Source organism: Pseudomonas sp. NPDC087639, from assembly GCF_044743385.1.
GTDB lineage: Bacteria > Pseudomonadota > Gammaproteobacteria > Pseudomonadales > Pseudomonadaceae > Aquipseudomonas.
In genome coordinates this window covers 133,891-152,036 of the sequence record NZ_JBIUWI010000002.1, presented here as the reverse complement: position 1 = coordinate 152,036, position 18,146 = coordinate 133,891, and the positions used below count along the sequence as shown (strand labels likewise).

Sequence of the window (18,146 nt, the reverse complement as noted above, 5' to 3'; positions counted from 1 at the left end):
CGTACTACAACTACAGTCCCAATTTTCACAGAGACGCCTTCTGATGGGCAAATAGCAATTTCGCCAACCGCTTTGCATGCTTATCCGTACCGTCCCAAACCGCTCCCAAAGCGTCCATCAAGATACACGAATCACGAGGATCTGCTTGTGCGATAAAAATTGAGATATTTGCATAGTCGCATAGCGTTTTGAGCGTGTTGGTCACCCGCTGCGGATCCCCCCATAGATTGCGATGTATCTGAGACTGACCAACTCCAGTGAGGCGGGCGATGGCACTGCTAGACGTGAGGCCGTCTCGCTCAAAAAACTGGCGAAGACTTTCCTGAATCTGGCGAGGAGACTTTATGCAATTCATGAAAAAATATTAGCATATTTGCATAAATATGGAAGTGACGTATGATTGAGGTAGATCTGGCTCGATGGGTTAAACTCTCCGGCTGTCCACCACCATTTTTCAATCAGGACAACGATGATGCGTGAGGCAGAGATCAAACGAGCGCTGGCAAACCACCTGGATTGTGTCCGAGGCAGCATGCCGGGCATGCTTCTTGAGGAGCTGCAGCTTAATGGCGGCGAGATCCGCGCTGACGTTGTCGATGCCTACGACCTGCATTGCTACGAGATCAAGAGCGAGGGGGACTCCCTGAAGCGCTTGCTTGGCCAGGGCTCGCGATATGCTCGTGTGTTTGATCACGTCACTTTGGTCACAACCGAGCGTCATCTTAAGAAGGCAATGCCCATGCTCCCCAAGTGGTGGGGAATCCTGTTAGTTCCTGAGGATGAGCATGCTGTGTTCAGGCAGGTTCGGGTCGCCAAGCCAAATAAAGGGCAAGAACCGGAAGTGCTTGCAACCCTGCTGAAGCGTGAAGAATGTCTTTCGATTATGGATAGCCGTGGAGCGGCACGGGGATGGCGGAGCAAAAGTCTGTATATGCTCCAGGAGCGTGTAGCGGATCTGCTTACACTGGATGAGCTGCGGGAAGTTGTTCGCACCTATTTGCTGAGGAGAAGCGAGGCACCATCAACAGTGATGCCTCACGATCTGTTCAGTATTGCTCTTTGACGACGTAAGCGATGTGGTGAATCCAGGCCTCGGTCAGGTGGGATGATGCGCCCCCCTTTTTCTCCCTGTCTGGCACTGTGGCGTCCGCCCGTGTGGCGATCAGCCGGTCACCTAGGGAAAACTTCGGACCCATGAAATCCTTCGAGTACTGGGTCACTAAAATTACCGACAGGTCGATTGAATCCTGTTTCCTCTTGCCGGCGGCTTTGAGGATCAACCAGTCTTTGGCACGCGTGTATCGCAACGCCACCTTCTTCGCGATCTTCTTCAGGATTTCCTCTGTCCACTTCGGCGAAAGAATGCCGTAGTCGGAGAAACCCAACTGCAGGTCGGGCGCGATTGCATTGGTCGCTTCCCATAGTTTCCAGTCGGATCTGGGGCACTCCGCCATGGCAGAAACATCGGAGAGGCTTTCCGGGACGGCGCCTGAGGCCAGGTGAATCGTGCTGAACTCACACCCCTTCATATCCCGAAGCACTGCAACGAAGGAGCTCAGTTGGGCGGGCGTCCATTCGTCAGGGCATTCTCCCAGGTCGACCATCAGCCGAGGCGATACATCGAGCTGGTGAAGGGTTTTGCAAACCTCCGCAACCTGGTTGAAATGCGATTGAGTGAGGGCCAGGCCTTCAAGCCTCAGTCGCACAACGACAGAGTCAAACGTCGAAAGAAGTTGCTGCAGCTTCGCACTGAGTTCCAAGGCATCTCGGGAATCGATCACGGGAATGATTGGGTAACTCTTGGATCCTGCTAGTTCGAGGAACGACTCGAAAACACCCATGCGGCGCCCTACGAGGCGGCCGCTCGGATCGGCATAGTCCACAAGTACCGTACCTTTCCAATAGTGGTACACCTGTGACATCAACAGTTGGGGATGTGTCGTCCCCCGCACCTCGATGCAAGGCCAGACGTGCTCGACCAAGTCCTCGGCGTCGATCGCTACAAGCGCTGTTTGTTCAGCTTTCTGCCACTTGATGATGGGTATATAAGGCGGGTAACCGGAGTGCAGAGATGGCATGTCCTTTCCTTTGGATGCTCATGATTTTATTTTGCCAGTATACCGTCCTTCGGAGCAAAGCAGCTTCCAACGAAGTCGTTTGATGTAGATTGCGACATTCACAGCCAGCCCCACCACTTTTCTAACCATGCCTTATTTGAGCGTTGACCAAGTTGTCATTCTCTGTGCATTTGAGGTCGCAATCGCTAGATAAGGCGCTATGAGCCCTTTCTTGAATCCATTGGGATAAAAACGCCGCTTTTGGCATCCACCTAATTGAGGGAACGAGAATGAATCAATCATGGCTTCAGCGCGCAGAAATAGCATCCGCACCACTACCGAATGGTAAGCGCCTTTTCCAAGCATATGCTGCGCTGCTCAACTTCGTGCGGCAGAACGATTGGACTGGTGCATGTCACGATTCTTCCGCGAGCCTGTATATGATTCTCAGTGAAATGGGGTTCGCGCCAAAGTTGGTAACTGGTGAGGTGAAAGCAGAAGCGGGCATCTTTGACCACTCGTGGGTTGAAGTGGACGGTAAGGTTTTTGACGTAGCTGTTGGCTTTCCTGGAGAGGACGGTCATCACGTCGGGCCTTCAGTGTTTGCGTCATTGAACCTGGATACCGGCGAACCTACAGAATTGAAGTTCGGGGTACGCTCGCCCAACGGCCTCGATCCTATCGGTCAATTCGTTGCAAGCTCGAATTTGGAGCAGTACTCGGCAGCACAACCTGAGGGCATGACAATTTGGGATTTAACACCGCATATCGGGGCGGAGTGTGGCGTCAAGATGCGCAAAGCAGATCTACGACGTAAGTACGGAAAATTGACTCGCGTTTTGCGCGGTCAGGCTGATGCAAATTGATGACGGAAACGCGGCTTCACACCATCAGCCCGCCTTGCGCGGGCTTTGTTATCTTTAATGACGGGGAAGTTCTATGGTCGCGAATAGGGTCAGTCTGGTGGTCACCGATTACTTTTCTTGCAGTCAATGAGACCCATGCGATACCACTCAACGTTACAAGAGCTGAAATGCCGCTCAGATGGCTGGCTGCGCGGCCGGTTGGGGTCCGTCTGACGCACAGAAACCTGGCAAAAGCGGACATCGAGCTAGTACGTCTACCAGCCCGAAGCCAACTCTCGTAAGCGTCTAGAGAGTCTGGGATCACTCACCGGGCATTCAGACCTCAATCTCTTTCAGTACCTGGGCAAACGTCGCCGCATCCTCAAGGAAGTTGTAGAAGCCCTTCGCATAAATCGCAGCTTTGGTATCGTCATTGATCGTCCAGCCTGGATAGGCGTCAAACCGCATCTTGTCTTTACTACCGATATCCATTCGCAAGTCATGAATCATCGCCATTGCTTGGTCAGTGATCTCTTCGCGCAAAGCCTTCCGCAGATTCCCGTCCTTCCAACAACCTACGTAAACGATTGGGGTTGGTGGGCGGTTTCTTCGCGCCTGTAGGAGGCAGGAGTTGAGGTGTAGATCTCCTAACCCGCTCCCCAGCACAATTATGAGATCTGTAGTGGTCAACTAATCCCGGACACGACGTTAAGTTTTTTCTCGGCCTGAGCTGGGGCCAGTCCGTTATTGAATTGGTGCGGTCTAATCCAGTTGTACCGATGCATCAGGTAATGACTGATGTCGCGGTGCGCCTCTTGAGCTGTCATGTAGCCCACGGTCGGTATCCATTCAGTTTTCAAGCTGCGAAACACACGCTCCATCGGCGCGTTATCCCAGCAGTTTCCACGACGGCTTATGCTTTGGCGCATGCGGTAACGCCAGAGCCGTTGGCGAAACTGGCGACTGCCATATTGCGAGCCCTGATCCGAGTGAAACAAAAGCCCTTGAGGCTTGCCACGCTGCTCGTAAGCCATGTCCAACGCCTTGATGACCAGATCCGCATCCGGCTTGTTCGACAGCGCCCAGCCCACCACTCGGCGCGCGTAAAGATCCATAACTACAGCCAGGTAATGCCATTTCCCTTGAGCCCAGATGTAGGTGATGTCGCCACACCAAACCTGATTCGGCGCCGGCACATCAAACTCTCGATTCAATATGTTCGGAATGTCAGGCCGCTCAACCGTCGCTTGTTTGTAGGCATGTGATCCAGGTTGTTTGCTGACCAACTCCAGTTCCCGCATCAGGCCTCGCACCTTGAACCGCCCAATTTGCTCGCCGTCTTCCTGCATCATCGACACGATGCTGCGGCTACCGGCGGCGCTTCGACTTTGCGTAAACAGTTCGTTAACCCGGCTGCGCAACCGAAGCCGCTCAACGTCTGGAGTTCGGCGCCTGAGACGGTGGGCGTAGTAACACGAACGAGTGACATCAAAGACTGCGCAAAGCCAATCAACCGGCTCTTGGGGGCTCAGTTGATCAATCAGCGCGTGCGCTCGTGCTCTTCCGACATCAAGAGCGCGGTAGCCTTTTTTAAAATGGATTTCTCCCGCTCAAGTCGAGCGATTCGAGCTTCCAATTCCTGGATTTTCTGTTGCTCTGGCGTCAGCGCTTTACTCTGCGGAGTAACGCCGGTGCGCTCCTGCTGAAGCTGATTAACCCAGCGGCGCAACGCGGACTCAACCACACCAAGCGAGCGGCTGGCTTCGATATGGCTATAGCCTTGATCGAGCACGAGGCCTGCGGCCTCGCGTTTGAATTCAGTGGAAAAAGAACGACGTTGTTTGGTCATCAGACACCTCTATCTGGCGAGCATTCTCGCCTAAATGGGTGTCCGGTTTCATTAGACCACTACAGTGATGAAAAAGAGTTTTGACTGCTTGGGGCGGCCACCGATTTCCGGTGAGTCGCATTTTACCTCACCTTGTACTGCTAACCCGGCGGGAGTTTAGCTTGCTAAAAAGCTTATGCCTCCAAATAACACTCCAGACTCTTGAAATTGGATTGGTCGAGCTGGGCCGAATCCCTTGAGAGGCTGCAACCTTGTGTTCAATCTTTTCTAGGTATTGAATCTTCAGTTGGTCTGCGAGCGGGGCAAGCACCGGATTGCCCCTGAATTGAGCTAAGAGCGAATCGATTGCTTCTGTCGTTTGCTTGATCGCCGACGTGACACTGGCGGGGTCGGTTGGGTCAAAGCGAATCGTCTCTAGCGCTGGGTCAAGCTGCTGAAGTATGGCTTCTGCATCTCGCATCTGAGCGCGAACTGCGTCTAGCGTTATCTGCATCGTCCACCATCCTTAGTGAAGTTGAGGGGAAACTCAAGCAGCGCGCCGTGATCACAGCGCTGCCTTGAAACTGAAACAAAATTGTAGGCTACAGTGAGCTAGGAATGTAGCGGCTGATTGAGATGAGCGTGGTTCGTCCGCGAATCGTTGACGGCATCAATTGCTGCTAGAATTTTTCGATGTGTGTTTACAGGGGCTTACTGCATGTCGTTCGCGGACAAGTTTGTGGCTGAAGTGCTGGGTCTACAGGTGAGGTTGTATAACGCAAGGGCACGTCTCGAGGCCCGCACTGATGGCGAAGCGTTACATGATCTGAGGATCGCCGTTAGACGTATCAGAAGTCTGCTAAGACCTTTTCGCCTAGTCGAAGAGATGCAGACACTGAGTGAGGCAGCGGCGGAGGTCGGTAGGCAGACCACGCCCGCCCGAGATCTGGAAGTTCTCATCCAAGAACTCGAAAACAGAAAATTACCCCAATTGGCAGAGCCAAGACGTCTCAAGCTGAATAACAGCTATGAGGCTATCCTCAACGGCTTGCCGTTGAAAAAGTTGATGACGGCACTCGATTCCTGGCCTACAGGGTTTCGCTCCGTCGAACGCAATGGTGGATGGGCCGGCATCCAGGCACGCATTCAAAAGACGATCAGCAAACAAGTCGACCGACTCCATATCGCGATAGAAAACAAGGCGTTTGACCGACATGAATTAAGGGTGTTGGTCAAACGCACTCGCTACCTGACAGAGGCATTTCCGACGCAGTCACCCCTGTCGAGCAGCGAGAACAAGATATTGAAGGGCCTGCAATCAGCCTTGGGTGACTGGCACGACCATTACCAATGGTGCCAAAAAGCAATCACGGAAAAAGATCTACTAGCATTACAGCCTGTCTGGGCGGCTTCTGCCGCATCCTCACTCGAATTGGCTGAGACTAGGTTGACGGAAGCCGCAAAAAAACTGCCAAAATCGATGGGCAAAAAAAAGCTGCCTAAGTCGGCAGCGAAGTAAGGAGCCCGCGATGAGAAAGGGTTTCTGTTGGCAGTATGCATACCCAGGTAAGTCATCTCCATGACAGAGTCTCTTCGGCTGGTGTTGTGAGGTCAGGCAGGGAATGCGGTGCATTGATCCGATCTCTCAATCGGATCAAGAAAGTTTCCGCCTCGAGATATGTAGCAAACCAGGTACGGCAGGTGTCGAGCACGACAAACCATCCGGTGTCTGCCTCTTCAATCTTCACCAACATCCTCGGGATCCTTTCGCGGTGGGGCGTTTAGCTCTTTCAGCGCATTGATCTGTGCCCTGATGCGCTCCGAATTAATATCAAGTGTCGCTACGGCTCCCAAGATGCTGCTAGAAGCCTCAGTTCCGCCTCGCTGATCAATCCACATCCCCACCGATTCAACAGCATCCGCCAACGCGAGCTGGTTTTCGTGGAGGGCTTCCAAAATATCAGACAGCGGGTTTTCAACTGGCATGATGCTACCTCATCAACACAAATTGAGCTTAGCAGTCGCTAGCACTGGCATACGTATGAAATCATTCTGGTATCTGGGTACTTCGCCATGGCTTTCAAGTTGCCTTCAGCCTCAACCTTGCTTGGATTGATGCTGTTCGTCGAGAAGCGGCGTACACCATTCAAATCCTGCTGTACTTACTCAATATCCAATCACGGATTTACCATCTGTTCCAGATGAGAGAGAGCCATGTCAGACAAGTACCGAGTGCTGTTTGTGTGTGCGAAGAATGACGTTCGTTCATTGTTGGCTGAGGCGCTTTTGAGACACACCGACTCCGGACATTTTGATGCCTTCAGCGCAGGGCTGACGATCGGTGGCATTGATCAGCGCACGCTTGAGTCGCTCGAGCATATTGGTGTTGATTCAAGTGGGCTGCGAAGCAAGTCAATCGATGAGTTTCAGGGGCAAGATTTCCACTACGTTGTAACCTTATGTGACAAATCTTCCGAGGAAGCGACCCGGATGCCATCCTCAGATGAGGTGATGACCTGGAACTTTGAGGATCCGGCTACCAGTGAAAGGTCTGAGCCTTTTCGCCATACCCTTCAGGAAATTCATGATCGCATCAAGATGTTTGTCACGGTAAAAACCCGGCATACCTCGCCGTAGGAGCCACCCCGGTAATTGCGTATCTAATCGGTCAATAATGAGAGAACTGATACCTTCTAAATGCCATTGATCCGCCATCACCAAACAGACTTTTCTCTGTCACATACCTAATTTAGGGTTCCCTCGCCGACATACTCAACGGGGGCTTTATGAATCATGGGTGCTGGCCACAAAAAACTCGACGTCTAGCTGCCAACCTCAGTTCACGGAGGAGGATAATTAGCGCGATGTGGAGGCGTCACTCCTCAATAATCGAAGTCGCTAAGTACCAAACCGCTCTTGTGCAGCGATATCCGATTGGGCTGGTAAGTGAGGCTGAAGTCGAGGCTCTATTGGATAGCTGGCTACGTGGTTAACGCTGAATGTTTTCGCATTAATTTTCAAAAAAATTGTATCTATTCCCAATCCTGCAAATCAACTAGCCTCCGACCCTCCCACCGTCGGTGATGAAGATCATTTTTGGCGTTATGTATTCGGTGATTTGAGTATGTCCAGCCGGAAGCGTCATTCGTAGGAAAACCCTCCGAATAACTCAACAGTCAGTGAATCGCCCCTAGTTTCGTAGACACCTCCAAGCCTTAAATGGGCGCAGTTGGTGCAGGGTTAAGAAAACCCGGCAGGGGCGCCCCCGGCCGGATTGTCATTATCAGCGGCGGAAAACCGCTCTTATGCATTACACCCGCACGCTCAGTACACCAGCCGCCATCAGCAGATCCTGCAGATCGAAATGTCCTGGTTGGGTACCAAACGTTGGTTGGAATGGAACGTTCAGGATCGAGTTCGGATTTGCGCGCAACAAACCAATCATGGTTTCGCAGACGATCAGACTGCCCAGCGGACCGAGCCGGTTCCCCTCACCTTTTAGCTTGGCCTCCGCTAGGATGTAGAACCACAAGGGCGTACGGCTTTCGAAACCACCGGCGCGAAGCGCCTGCAGCTGGTCGACTTCGCCAGGCATGGTTCTGGGGCGGCAAGCAGCTTCAATGTCAGCAGGGGATAGCCATTCGGATTGCGGCAGTACCAACTCCGCCAAAGCCTGCCCTGTCGGCAGCTTAAAGAGGTAACCCTTCAGCAGATTTCGTCTCGCCAAGAAAGTCATTATGTTGAGTTGACCTGTCTGGTTCGTCAGTGCTGCCAAGAAGGAAGTAAGGGTGCTGTCGATTTGCAGTGCCTTATCGCCCAACATACGATTCCATTCGATGATCCAGTTCGACGGCAGTGTGTCCTGTCCACCAAGATCCCCGCTCACCTCAGAGAACCTGAACATTAGATCGAGTGTTCCTTCGGCCTGGAGAAAACCTTGCTTCAGGAAGTTCTCGTTGAAGTCGTAGGATTTTCTGACCAGACTGTGGCCGAACCGGTAGCCGGCCACCGAAAACTCGAATGGTATGAACTTCTCGCTCTTGGGCAGGTACAGTCGGTTGCCCTTGTTTAGGACATCGTTGAGCACGTTCCTGTCGCAAACCCGCGGCAGAAAGTCGTGAACCACCACCCACTGGTAATGGTGGGTTACCAGGCGACGGGCATCATCAAAAGCAAAACCGCGATCCACCACAGCATTGTGAAACTTCAAAAAAGCCAGATGCAGCTGAGCCACAATGACATTCTCGTCATTGCGAGGATCCCCGATGCGCGCCTTACGATGTCGTTCAGTACCCGGCGAGTTGACTCGTGGCAGGTCGTTATCGAGACCCTTGGAACCTTCTAAGCCTCCGTCAAAAGGCGTTACTGACCCGATCACGAACTTGTCGCCGCTGAAAGGGATTTCTAGATCAGGTTGTAGCGGGTGTAGGCCGTACAGGCAGTCCAGATCAAAGCCGGATGTTCGTTCATTACGGAGCGTCTGTCGGGCTTGATTGAGCGGCATTGGTTCAAAATCAGGCCGACTTATCTCCTGCTCAGGCGTCTCACCAGGTGCGATAGTTTTGGTCTTGGTGATGTCGTGGTCGATGAACTGGCCCAGGTAGGTGTATGGGGCTGGTATTGTCGAATCGACATCGACAGGATCTCCATCCACTGTCATGGAACTTCCGAGATCGATCAGTGCTTGGATAGTGGCGGGGGAGGTGGGAAGAAATGCTTCTGGTCCGAGCTGATCGATTGAGGGGGTGATGTAGTCGAACTCATCCCAAACAGCGATATCGAGCGGATCTTCGTTTGGTTGCGGGAAGTCTGCGGTTCCGTGTGCCATGGTTGTCTCCAATAGCAAGTAGCTGTAACTGCCGTGCGCCGTGGCGCCAACTCAGCGTAGTGCTGGCGCTGTGATAGCGCCAGGCAATGGCTATCGATCACCGAGCTACGAGTTGAAATGGCGCTCATGAGTTGTCACCAAAATGAACGACCAGTTCAAGGTCGGACGCGCCGAAGGCCCAAAACACTAGACCGAGAGCAGTGATCCAAGAGCCGCAGGCGGTTTACGGCCAAAGGTGGTTCTGCGGTGACTAAAAAATGAGGCCCGATTCAGCCATTCGCTCCTACTCAAAGTAATCTAAGGAATTCCGACAGATGGACGTCCACAGTCGGCTTGTTCGCGTCCAATCAGTAGCGAAGCCGTTGCTCAATTGCTTTGGCGTTGAAATCTTTCAAAATGCCTCTGACCAAATCTATTACTAAGTCAGTCGTATTAGCTGGATCGCTCGCAAGTCGCACAGTTCTAGGCTTTACACATAATCACTCGCCGAGACACATTGTCTTGCAGTTGCATCTATTTTCAATTAGTTGCATCTATTGCGAAATGTCACACAACGAATGATCAGGTACTAAGAGAGCCCATTTAATTTCGGCTCTCCAAAAAGCCGAGTAGTGCGACGTACTGCTGGGTGAGTTTGTGCTCTTGTTCAAAATAAATGAGCGGCTCACAAGCTTGATTAGACTCCCGCATTTTCACCGAACTCATCAGATAGGCGATTCAGTAATTCGCTGGTGAACAGGAATGACCCAGGCTGGTCCCTTGCCTTCCCGCCCGTTTATCTTGAGTATGTCTAAACTCTTTCTTAAGCACATGTGAGTGCAGAATGAGTTCCAAAACGGCTGATGGAATAATCGCCGTTCAAAATTAGTAAGGGCGCATCATGCCTCATCAGTCTTTCGCAGCGGATCTTGCAAAAGTAAAGGAAGCGGGACCTACAACGTCTGACCACGGGGGGACGAAAGACAAGGTGCAGGCAGCAATCCGCTTTCTGTTAGCGGTTTGCTTATCCCTACTGCTCGTTGCTTTGTGGGAAGCGTGGAGCTCTCGCCAGTACCGCTTGCATGACAAAGAAGTGGCGATGGCTAACCTTGCGCAAACGTTGTCGTCGCAGGCTCAAGGCTCAATCAAACAGGCGGATACCGTACTGTTCAGCCTAGTGGATCGCATCGAAACGGAAGGAATGGGACCTGATCAATTGCCTCTGCTGAGGCGCCTACTCAATGCACAGCGAAATGAGCTAGCCCAGTTACACGGGCTGTTCATTTATGATCAAAAAGGCGCCTGGATAGCTAACTCGAGCGGCATCCTCCCTCCGAACGCAAATAACTCTGACCGCGAGTATTTTGTGTATCACCGCGATCATCCCGACCGCGCCCCACACGTAGGACCGTCTATCAAAAGCCGCTCGACGGGGGAATGGGTGCTACCCGTCTCACGCAGGATCAATAACCCTGACGGCAGCTTTGCCGGCGTCGCCTTGGCCACTATCTACCTCGACCATTTTCTCAAACTCTACAACAGCATCGATATTGGTAATAACGGAGTGATCAACCTGATCTCCGCCGACGCCATGATCATCCTGCGACGTCCCTTCAATGAGGCGATAATCGGCACAAGTGTCGCCGATGGTCCTCTCTTCACCCAACTGCTGCCGAAAGGTTCCTTTGGAACAGCCACCGTTCGTTCGTACGTGGACGGTGTGGAACGTGTCGTCGGGTTTCGCCGAGTCAATGATTACCCTCTCGTGATTTTTTCAGCAATGAATAAAGAGGAGGTATTGGCGAGCTGGCGGCAGGAGACGTTGATGAGCACCGTCATCGTTATTTTGCTGATGAGCGTTTTGGGTGGTATCGGTTATCGCTTCATCCGGTTGATGAAACAACAGAACCGAATTCAAAACGAATTAATGGGCGCTCAAGACAAGCTGCTTGAGGTCAATCAGGCGCTGGAATTACTTGCTCTGGAGGACGCTCTCACTGGGTTGGCAAATCGTCGACAGTTCGACCTGTTCACACAAGCTGAGATGGGACGTGCCAAGCGTAACCACACCACACTTGGCTTGCTAATGATCGATGTCGACCACTTCAAGCGCTTTAATGATCGGTACGGTCATCTCCTGGGTGATGAATGCTTACGCAAGCTGAGTGCGATCATCCAAGAAAATATCCGGCGACCAGGTGATTTAGCCGCACGATTTGGCGGTGAGGAGTTCGCGGCGGTTCTCCCGTCCACCGACTACGTCGGCGCTTTCATCGTTGCAGAGAAAATCCGCAAAGCCGTCCTGCAAGCGCAGATCGAGCATAAAGATAGTGATCAGGGGGTAGTGACGATTAGCATCGGCGTGAGCGCCTGTAGCCCGGGGGCCGAGGATACGCCGGACACTTTGATCGGTGCTGCCGATAAAGCACTCTACATAGCCAAGACCAGCGGGCGAAACATGAGCGTTATCGCCAACTGAAAAGCCCAGCACTGCCCATGTACTTGGTACGTCAGATCGTAATCGTGGGGAGGGGGCGCATCCTTAAGCCTTAAGCGAGCACCGGGCTCATGAGGCTTCGGGATGACTGCCTATCTAGGATTGCGACGCGACCGTTGGTCAGATCCAGTGCTAAAGCCTGTTGAGGCTGAAAGGTTGCTAGCGCGTTAAAGCTCACGGCGAGATCTCTAGGGGGGATTGGGATGCCTGTATCGTTTGAAGGATGAACAGGCATGCTCCTGTGTCGATCAGTTTTGCGTAGGTGCGGATCTATCAGAGCTTTAGAGAGCTTCTCACCACTGAGCATGACTCAAACGAAATGCCGAGTTCTCTCCAGAATTCTAGCGAGCAAGCCTGCTTCGACAGACGAGACTGCTGGTCGGCGGAACTCTACGACATTACATTCAGCTAAAGGATAGGCGTGTGAGGACTCTATGATCGTTGCCACAGGCAGGTACGATTGATCGCCGATGTCCAAAGCTTCGAAGGACAAAGTCAGCTGAGTGCCCTGTTCTGAGTACTCAGATTCATCAACGATTTTCATAAAAATGCTCCAATGCTGCTACCGATAAACCGGTTGATCTCAAATGCCGCGCGAGGATAGACCCTGGACGATGAGAGATTCAAGAGTCGGAATAGCTTCCATTGTGACAAAAGCGACGGGATGAGCCTCCCTGGTTTGCATAACGCCCTCCGAGTTTTTCCGACCGTTGGGGTGAGCAGAGAAGAAGCGAAGAAATCGTGAGGGCGCTACGCCATCGAACGGCATCACTCTCACCTTATCCGTTTCGTTCTCATTTTCAGTTATAGCATCCTCGTGAAGCTTCGTCGCAAGGCTCTTCCGGTAGGGCTCCAAAAAGTAAACCTCACGTACACCAGCTGCGACGATGTGCCGCGCACATGAATGACATGGATACGTGGTCACAAACAGTTTCCCGTCACGGATTTTCCCGCCATCGGTGCTTCCAGCACTGAGTAAAGCATGCATCTCGGCGTGAACTGCACGAGAAAACTCAATCAGGCTCTTGAGTTGGGATTTCTTCCGTATTGCCTTGTAAACCTTTTCGCGGTTTGCTTCATCGATGAGCCCTTCGCTCGATAGCAAATCGACAATAGCGTTTGAGATGACCTCTTTCTCCTGATCGTTGGAGCATCGACCACCTTCGAGGTTCCAGCAGCGTCGATCTTCATCTGGGGAGCTTCCATAAGACTCTGTCTGGTAGAGCCCGCCGAAGGCTTTGGGAACGTCATTCCACCCCGTCGCTAATATTTCCCCTTCCTCGCTTGTAATTGCAGCGCCGACCTGACGGGAGAGGCATGCGGAATTTCGTGCGGCGGAAAATGCTGCATACATAGCGCGCTCGTTGAGGGTTGGCGTCGCGATGACTGTTCCCAAAATGAGATCAAGGAATCGTTTAACGCGTCCTTTGCGATGCGTGTCGGTCGTTTTTTCTACGCGTAAGAAGAAATCTGCTTGCGGAAAGGTGTCTTCGACTCGTTGCCCGTGATCCATCTCTTCGCCGGAGTCTCGATCGATCAGATCGTGAATCTGATCGCCTTGGCCTTTGTAGCGTTCCAGCCTGGTGATTCGTAGCTCAATCGGGGAATAGACGCCTACCACATGCAGCATGTCCCCGTAGACGGAGCGCAGCAGGCGGAGTTCGTCGATATGTTTAATTGAGTCGATAATGTGGCAATAGCGGACAGTGATCTTTGGAGTCGGCGCGGAACCCGAAGTGTCGAAAAGGTCTGGCTCTTGAACTTTTTCAGCAGCCTGCTGCGCTTCTTCTCGTTCAAGGGTAATTCGACGAATGGCGAAGCGCGCCAAGATCTCGTTCCCGTGTTCCTCGCGAAGTTCGTTACCTGCTTCAATGAGCTTGAGGATCGACTTCTCACCCGTCAGCGACTTTTGCTTACGGATTTCGTCACTCAGCCTGATGATGTTTACTTTTTCGTAGTTGTAATCGGTGCCAAGTAGCAGTTCCTGGAATGTTTTTGCCACGTCGTGCAACGGTGTTCCCATCGGTCCGCACAACGCGATAACAATCTCTGGAGTGATCGTTTTACCGATTGCACCGATGTCGTCGAAGTGCCCGCTCTTATCACTATTAGCTGAGGCAATGAGGCGGAAATCTGGAGCTGCCATAACGATCCCTGTTTGTAGGTAAGCTTCGATGATTGATCATCGCATAATGACATCACCGTTTAGTAGCTTTGCGTTAAATAGCGTCTCCAAGCGTAGTCAGTAGTCGCATTAATTTCGAGAATTTCTCATTAATTTCGAAAACCGACAACTGCCACCGACCAGTGCGGGGCCGGATGCCGAGTGATGGGGTTGGCGAAACGGTCGCTGCGGCCAATGGGTCAACGGCACGCCGCTGGCAACGGATTGAATGGCGGCCACCTCCAGCGCTTCGCATTCGGGCAGCGGCGGGAGCAGTCCCGGCAATCGACTGGCCAACAACGTCTTGCCCGTCCCCGGCGGCCCGCTGAACAAAAGGTTATGCGCGCCTGCTGCCGCAATCAGCAGTGCACGTTTGGCTGCCATTTGCCCCTGCACTTCGTTGAGGTCGGGGTAGGGTTTGGCGGCATGCATCAAACCGTCCGATACGTAAGGCTCCACTGGCGTATGCCCGTTGAAATGCGCCACCGCCTCCAGCAGATGATCCACCGCAAACACCTTCAACCCCGACGCCAGACACGCCTCCTCGGCATTCGCTCGCGGCACCACCAGCGCCCGCCCGGCCTTGCGCGCCGCCAATGCCGCGGGCAACACCCCGCGCACCGGCCGCACAGCACCGGACAACGCCAGTTCACCCAGACACTCCACATCATCCAGCGTCAGACACGGCACCTGCACACTCGCCGACAGAATCCCCAAGGCAATCGCCAGATCAAACCGCCCGCCATCCTTGGGCAAATCCGCCGGCGCAAGATTCAAGGTGATCCGCCGCGCCGGAAACTGCAGCCCGGAATTGATGATCGCGCTGCGCACCCGATCCTTGCTCTCCTTCACCGCCGCCTCGGGCAGGCCGACCATGGTCAGCGACGGCAGGCCGTTGGCCAGATGGACTTCGACAGTGACAGCGGGAGCATCCACGCCAATCTGGGCGCGACTGTGGACGATGGAGAGGGACATGGTCGTTCCTTGAGCTGAATCGGGGGCCGCTTCCTGCGGGTTTTTTAAGGGTAGTTGAGCCGGGTTTCAGTGCTGGAATAGAGGTTTACAAGACGTATCAAAACCCAATGGCGTGGCACTGCCTCCCTGAATTGGAGCGTTGACTCTCGACCGGCATTGACGGATCATCCCGTCCGAGGACTGCAACTGCGCATTCGTCGGGACTGGGCACCAGCAAAAGCTCCCCCGCATTTTTGGCAGCAGAGAAAGCTGGTTTCTCTGAAGTAGTGACGACGGGCGAGCCTGTCGGATTCTGAACCCAAGGCTGTAAAGCCAGGAGCTAAAGAATCGCTGCGACTACTCCTCAAAAAATACTTAAAAGGCGTCCATTGGACGCCTTTTTTATTTCTGATTGGATGATGCCCGTGGTATCTGCCCCACCAACGTGCCATGCGCGCGCTTTTGCGGGTACCAAGTCACCACGAAGTAACCAAATCCTGTGGCGCGCTCGTGTCGCGGTTCAAGAATCAGTGTTCCCATAGATGTCCTCAGTACCGCGACCCTGTTTCCACATCGCTGTTCTTTGAACTCGCAATAGATTTGCGCTCCCGGGACGATCATTTTCGCAACAATCGCTGCTACCCCATCGACAGTCTGGCAACCATGTTTGAGCAAGTCGGCTCTATGGGCTTCCCATACGTGTACTACGCCAAAACCGCTATTCGCTCGGCGGTGAATACCTACTCGCAAATAAATTTTCCCGCCTGGCAAGCCGAACTTTGGCATATCGGGGATCGTGCCGAAGATGTAACCGCCATCTGGGTGCTGAACCAGCGTGTTTTCTTTGAGTTTGAGCAAGTCAGACAAGAGAGGTCCAGAACCAGAGTGTCTGGCGATCAATGTGATTCGTCTGCAATTCGACTTGTTGGATCGACCAGCGCAGGCGAAAGCCACCAGCGTAATCACAGGGAACAACTCACGGAATCAGGCGCAGACGCTGATTTTTGTAGGGCCGTGCCCTAATAGTTGTAGGACGCCGGCGAAAGGGTTTCGACGGTCTTGTATCGCGGAGTCGGATGCTCCAGTTTGGCCGCTCAATGCAGCCTCTGGAGACTAGAAATGAACCGCAATGGTATGCGCCCGATTCATCCGGGCGAGGTTCTGAATAAGGAGTTTATGAAGCCGATGGGCATGACCGTCATGGATTTGGCCATGCCCACGAAATGGCCCGAAAGTGAGATCGAAAAGCTTGTGAAATGCCAGCTCAGGATCTGCGCCGACTTGGCAATCAGACTTGCCATTCATCTCAACACGACGCCTGAGTTCTGGATGAGTCTTCAGTCGACTTACGATTTGCGCAGGGCCCAGCTCAGGCATGCGGGCTTATAGCGATTGCAGCATCCGCGAAGCCCTTTTCCACCAAGGCCCCGTTATTGGGCGCTTCGGCTCTTCACGTTCCACCATCATCAACGGCACATCCTGCAACCGAATCCACGGCTGGTTATTCCAGTGCAGCAAACTCAATGTCATGTCCGGCCAGTTGAGTAGGCTCAGTTGTGGGCGTTCGCTTGTGGTGGGGTGTTGGGTGTCGCGCAGGGTGGGGATGACTTGGTGGGTGAGCCATTCGCGCAAGGCTCGGTATTCGGGGCAGTAGTGGTAGACGAGGAGGGCGTAGACGCCGGATTCGCTGATCAGCAGGGTGTTTTCGATTTGGTTGTGGATCAGGGTTTTGCGGGTTTGGTGTTGGTCGGGGTCGAGTTTTCGCAGGATGCGTTCGTTTAGGTAGATGTGGAGTAAGCGCCCGAGGTCGCGGGCGGAGAACCAGGGCTGGTTCTGGATCAGGAGGGCGTGGAGGGGGAGTTTGTGGCGAGTGAAGATGTACGGCTTTAAATAGGTTTCTTCCATGGTGCAGTTCTCGAATTCGAATGAAGAAAACTGCCTCTGATCGTCGCCAAACGATAGGGGTGGCAGCTATGCGCAGGTTGGCGAACCGGTGAATCCGGAACCGGCAGACCCTAAGGTCTCCCACGCACAGCCGCCATAATTCGAGATGGGAAAAGTCCCAGGGTCGAACATGGTCGCAATGCGTCGAACTCTATCCAGGTCGCCAAACCCGGTGCTGAACATTCAGCATCGGGTGAGCTTAGGAACCGGGGCTTTTCGACGCAATCGGACGGCGGTCATTCTGGTTGTAGGACGTTGCCGAGATGATTGAAGGGCTGAAGATCAAAAGATCGCAGCTTTCGGCAGCTTCTACAGGGGGAGCAGGGTTACTCGGCTGGCGGAGTCAACTTCGCTTCCATCTCGGCCACCTTCGCTTCGAGGCTTTCGAGGCGGGCGCGAGTGCGGGCCAGCACGACCATCTGACTATCAAACTCTTCCCGGCTCACCAGATCGAGTTTGCTGAAGGCACTTTGCAGCAGCATCTTGAACTGGCTTTCGATTTCGGCTTTCGGCAGCGGGGTGTCGCCGCTGAACAGACGGGAGGCGGTGCCGCTCAGGGCGTCGAGGAAGTCTTTGGGCGCGAGCATGGGGAATGTCCTGAAAACAATGGCAGGCAGTGTATCACGCAGTGTCTATAGTCAATCTCGCAGGCAGGGATGCACGCTTTTCGCGCAGGCGGACGGACGGCGACGCACCGTTGTTGTGCGTATCCGCGACGCCTTTTGCACGGGAGTGCCTGCGGCAGCGGCCAAGGGATTGAAATCAGTGGGTTTTGGCGAGATGGCAAGGTTTCTGCTTAGTCACCTGTGACCCATGCACTGATGCAGTCGCTGTGACGAATGCAGTGCGGCAGGCGGAACGGGGAGTTTCGTCTGATGCGGTTAGCTGGCGTCAGTCGGGCGGTCAAGGCCGACGATGCGTTACAAAGCCAGGCACTGCGCTTAGACTTGAGTCGGGTTTGTTTTCCTGGGGCAAGTCCACCAATTCGGGAGAGAGTTTCATGAAGCTAGTCACTGCCATCATCAAGCCGTTCAAGTTGGACGACGTGCG

Annotated in this window: 15 protein-coding genes and 2 pseudogenes; 6 read left to right on the top strand and 11 right to left on the bottom strand. The window is 53.4% G+C overall.

Annotated elements, in window-relative coordinates:
• Nucleotides 1-472 precede the first annotated feature (472 nt).
• Nucleotides 473-1,063 (top strand): sce7726 family protein, encoded by a 591-nt coding sequence (locus ACIOVB_RS02770; RefSeq protein WP_401264595.1) that lies wholly within the window; start codon nt 473-475, stop codon nt 1,061-1,063.
• Here ACIOVB_RS02770 and ACIOVB_RS02765 read toward each other — a convergent pair.
• Nucleotides 1,047-2,078 carry a hypothetical protein gene (locus ACIOVB_RS02765; protein WP_401264592.1) on the bottom strand — a complete coding sequence of 344 codons (1,032 nt, stop codon included), beginning with the start codon at nt 2,076-2,078 and terminating at the stop codon, nt 1,047-1,049. The two genes, ACIOVB_RS02770 and ACIOVB_RS02765, sit on opposite strands and share 17 nt — an antisense overlap.
• 269 nt (nt 2,079-2,347) lie before the next feature.
• Here ACIOVB_RS02765 and ACIOVB_RS02760 point away from each other — a divergent pair, with 269 nt between their 5' ends.
• Nucleotides 2,348-2,923, top strand: a complete 576-nt coding sequence (locus ACIOVB_RS02760) for a lasso peptide biosynthesis protein (RefSeq protein WP_401264591.1) — start codon at nt 2,348-2,350, stop codon at nt 2,921-2,923.
• 315 nt (nt 2,924-3,238) lie between these two features.
• Here the strand turns inward: ACIOVB_RS02760 and ACIOVB_RS02755 are convergent, their stop codons facing one another.
• Together ACIOVB_RS02755 and ACIOVB_RS02750 are read right to left on the bottom strand one after the other, a co-directional pair.
• On the bottom strand, nt 3,239-3,445 hold the full coding sequence (locus ACIOVB_RS02755; RefSeq protein WP_401264588.1) for a hypothetical protein: 207 nt from the start codon (nt 3,443-3,445) through the stop codon (nt 3,239-3,241).
• Nucleotides 3,446-3,588: 143 nt separating this feature from the next.
• Nucleotides 3,589-4,751 (bottom strand): IS3 family transposase gene (locus ACIOVB_RS02750; protein ID WP_401264585.1). Its coding sequence is split into 2 segments (ribosomal slippage): nt 3,589-4,496 and nt 4,496-4,751, totalling 1,164 coding nucleotides; the frame shifts between segments, so codons are not numbered across the junction.
• 697 nt (nt 4,752-5,448) lie between these two features.
• Here ACIOVB_RS02750 and ACIOVB_RS02745 point away from each other — a divergent pair.
• Nucleotides 5,449-6,249: a CHAD domain-containing protein gene (locus ACIOVB_RS02745; protein ID WP_401264583.1), complete on the top strand. Its 801-nt coding sequence runs from the start codon at nt 5,449-5,451 to the stop codon at nt 6,247-6,249.
• A 218-nt stretch (nt 6,250-6,467) separates the two neighbouring features.
• Here ACIOVB_RS02745 and ACIOVB_RS02740 read toward each other — a convergent pair whose 3' ends face one another.
• On the bottom strand, nt 6,468-6,716 hold the full coding sequence (locus tag ACIOVB_RS02740) for a hypothetical protein (protein ID WP_401264582.1): 249 nt from the start codon (nt 6,714-6,716) through the stop codon (nt 6,468-6,470).
• A 228-nt stretch (nt 6,717-6,944) separates the two neighbouring features.
• Here ACIOVB_RS02740 and ACIOVB_RS02735 point away from each other — a divergent pair, with 228 nt between their 5' ends.
• On the top strand, nt 6,945-7,367 hold the full coding sequence (locus tag ACIOVB_RS02735) for an arsenate reductase ArsC (protein ID WP_401264579.1): 423 nt from the start codon (nt 6,945-6,947) through the stop codon (nt 7,365-7,367).
• A gap of 673 nt (nt 7,368-8,040) precedes the next feature.
• On the opposite strand, the gene ACIOVB_RS02730 is transcribed toward ACIOVB_RS02735, so the two are convergent.
• Nucleotides 8,041-9,558 carry a heme peroxidase family protein gene (locus ACIOVB_RS02730; RefSeq protein ID WP_401264577.1) on the bottom strand — a complete coding sequence of 506 codons (1,518 nt, stop codon included), beginning with the start codon at nt 9,556-9,558 and terminating at the stop codon, nt 8,041-8,043.
• A 582-nt stretch (nt 9,559-10,140) separates the two neighbouring features.
• Nucleotides 10,141-10,269, bottom strand: a pseudogene (locus ACIOVB_RS02725) (ParA family protein); the annotation flags it as partial.
• A gap of 169 nt (nt 10,270-10,438) precedes the next feature.
• Here ACIOVB_RS02725 and ACIOVB_RS02720 point away from each other — a divergent pair.
• Nucleotides 10,439-12,016 (top strand): sensor domain-containing diguanylate cyclase, encoded by a 1,578-nt coding sequence (locus ACIOVB_RS02720; RefSeq protein ID WP_401264574.1) that lies wholly within the window; start codon nt 10,439-10,441, stop codon nt 12,014-12,016.
• 601 nt (nt 12,017-12,617) lie between these two features.
• Here ACIOVB_RS02720 and ACIOVB_RS02715 read toward each other — a convergent pair.
• The 3 genes and pseudogenes from ACIOVB_RS02715 to ACIOVB_RS02705 form a co-directional block, all read right to left on the bottom strand.
• Complete coding sequence (locus ACIOVB_RS02715; RefSeq protein ID WP_060753625.1) at nt 12,618-14,180, bottom strand: anti-phage dCTP deaminase; 1,563 nt, start codon at nt 14,178-14,180, stop codon at nt 12,618-12,620.
• A 141-nt stretch (nt 14,181-14,321) separates the two neighbouring features.
• Nucleotides 14,322-15,173: pseudogene (locus ACIOVB_RS02710) on the bottom strand (YifB family Mg chelatase-like AAA ATPase); the annotation flags it as partial.
• Between the two features lie 381 nt (nt 15,174-15,554).
• Nucleotides 15,555-16,019, bottom strand: a complete 465-nt coding sequence (locus ACIOVB_RS02705; protein WP_401264571.1) for a hypothetical protein — start codon at nt 16,017-16,019, stop codon at nt 15,555-15,557.
• A 252-nt stretch (nt 16,020-16,271) separates the two neighbouring features.
• On the opposite strand from ACIOVB_RS02705, the gene ACIOVB_RS02700 reads away from it, so the two are divergent.
• Nucleotides 16,272-16,541 (top strand): HigA family addiction module antitoxin, encoded by a 270-nt coding sequence (locus ACIOVB_RS02700; RefSeq protein WP_401264569.1) that lies wholly within the window; start codon nt 16,272-16,274, stop codon nt 16,539-16,541.
• Here the strand turns inward: ACIOVB_RS02700 and ACIOVB_RS02695 are convergent.
• Together ACIOVB_RS02695 and ACIOVB_RS02690 are read right to left on the bottom strand one after the other, a co-directional pair.
• Nucleotides 16,536-17,057: a Bro-N domain-containing protein gene (locus ACIOVB_RS02695; RefSeq protein WP_401264566.1), complete on the bottom strand. Its 522-nt coding sequence runs from the start codon at nt 17,055-17,057 to the stop codon at nt 16,536-16,538. The two genes, ACIOVB_RS02700 and ACIOVB_RS02695, sit on opposite strands and share 6 nt — an antisense overlap.
• 365 nt (nt 17,058-17,422) lie before the next feature.
• Entirely contained in the window at nt 17,423-17,683 is a 261-nt protein-coding gene (locus ACIOVB_RS02690) for an accessory factor UbiK family protein (protein WP_007920416.1), read from the bottom strand.
• Nucleotides 17,684-18,146 lie beyond the last annotated feature (463 nt).

Coding starts and splice junctions, on each gene's coding strand:
- ACIOVB_RS02770 (WP_401264595.1), top strand. CDS start 473: ATGCGTGAGGCAGAGATCAAACGAGCGCTGGCAAACCACCTGGATTGT.
- ACIOVB_RS02765 (WP_401264592.1), bottom strand. CDS start 2,078: ATGCCATCTCTGCACTCCGGTTACCCGCCTTATATACCCATCATCAAG.
- ACIOVB_RS02760 (WP_401264591.1), top strand. CDS start 2,348: ATGAATCAATCATGGCTTCAGCGCGCAGAAATAGCATCCGCACCACTA.
- ACIOVB_RS02745 (WP_401264583.1), top strand. CDS start 5,449: ATGTCGTTCGCGGACAAGTTTGTGGCTGAAGTGCTGGGTCTACAGGTG.
- ACIOVB_RS02740 (WP_401264582.1), bottom strand. CDS start 6,716: ATGCCAGTTGAAAACCCGCTGTCTGATATTTTGGAAGCCCTCCACGAA.
- ACIOVB_RS02735 (WP_401264579.1), top strand. CDS start 6,945: ATGTCAGACAAGTACCGAGTGCTGTTTGTGTGTGCGAAGAATGACGTT.
- ACIOVB_RS02730 (WP_401264577.1), bottom strand. CDS start 9,558: ATGGCACACGGAACCGCAGACTTCCCGCAACCAAACGAAGATCCGCTC.
- ACIOVB_RS02720 (WP_401264574.1), top strand. CDS start 10,439: ATGCCTCATCAGTCTTTCGCAGCGGATCTTGCAAAAGTAAAGGAAGCG.
- ACIOVB_RS02715 (WP_060753625.1), bottom strand. CDS start 14,180: ATGGCAGCTCCAGATTTCCGCCTCATTGCCTCAGCTAATAGTGATAAG.
- ACIOVB_RS02700 (WP_401264569.1), top strand. CDS start 16,272: ATGAACCGCAATGGTATGCGCCCGATTCATCCGGGCGAGGTTCTGAAT.
- ACIOVB_RS02695 (WP_401264566.1), bottom strand. CDS start 17,057: ATGGAAGAAACCTATTTAAAGCCGTACATCTTCACTCGCCACAAACTC.
- ACIOVB_RS02690 (WP_007920416.1), bottom strand. CDS start 17,683: ATGCTCGCGCCCAAAGACTTCCTCGACGCCCTGAGCGGCACCGCCTCC.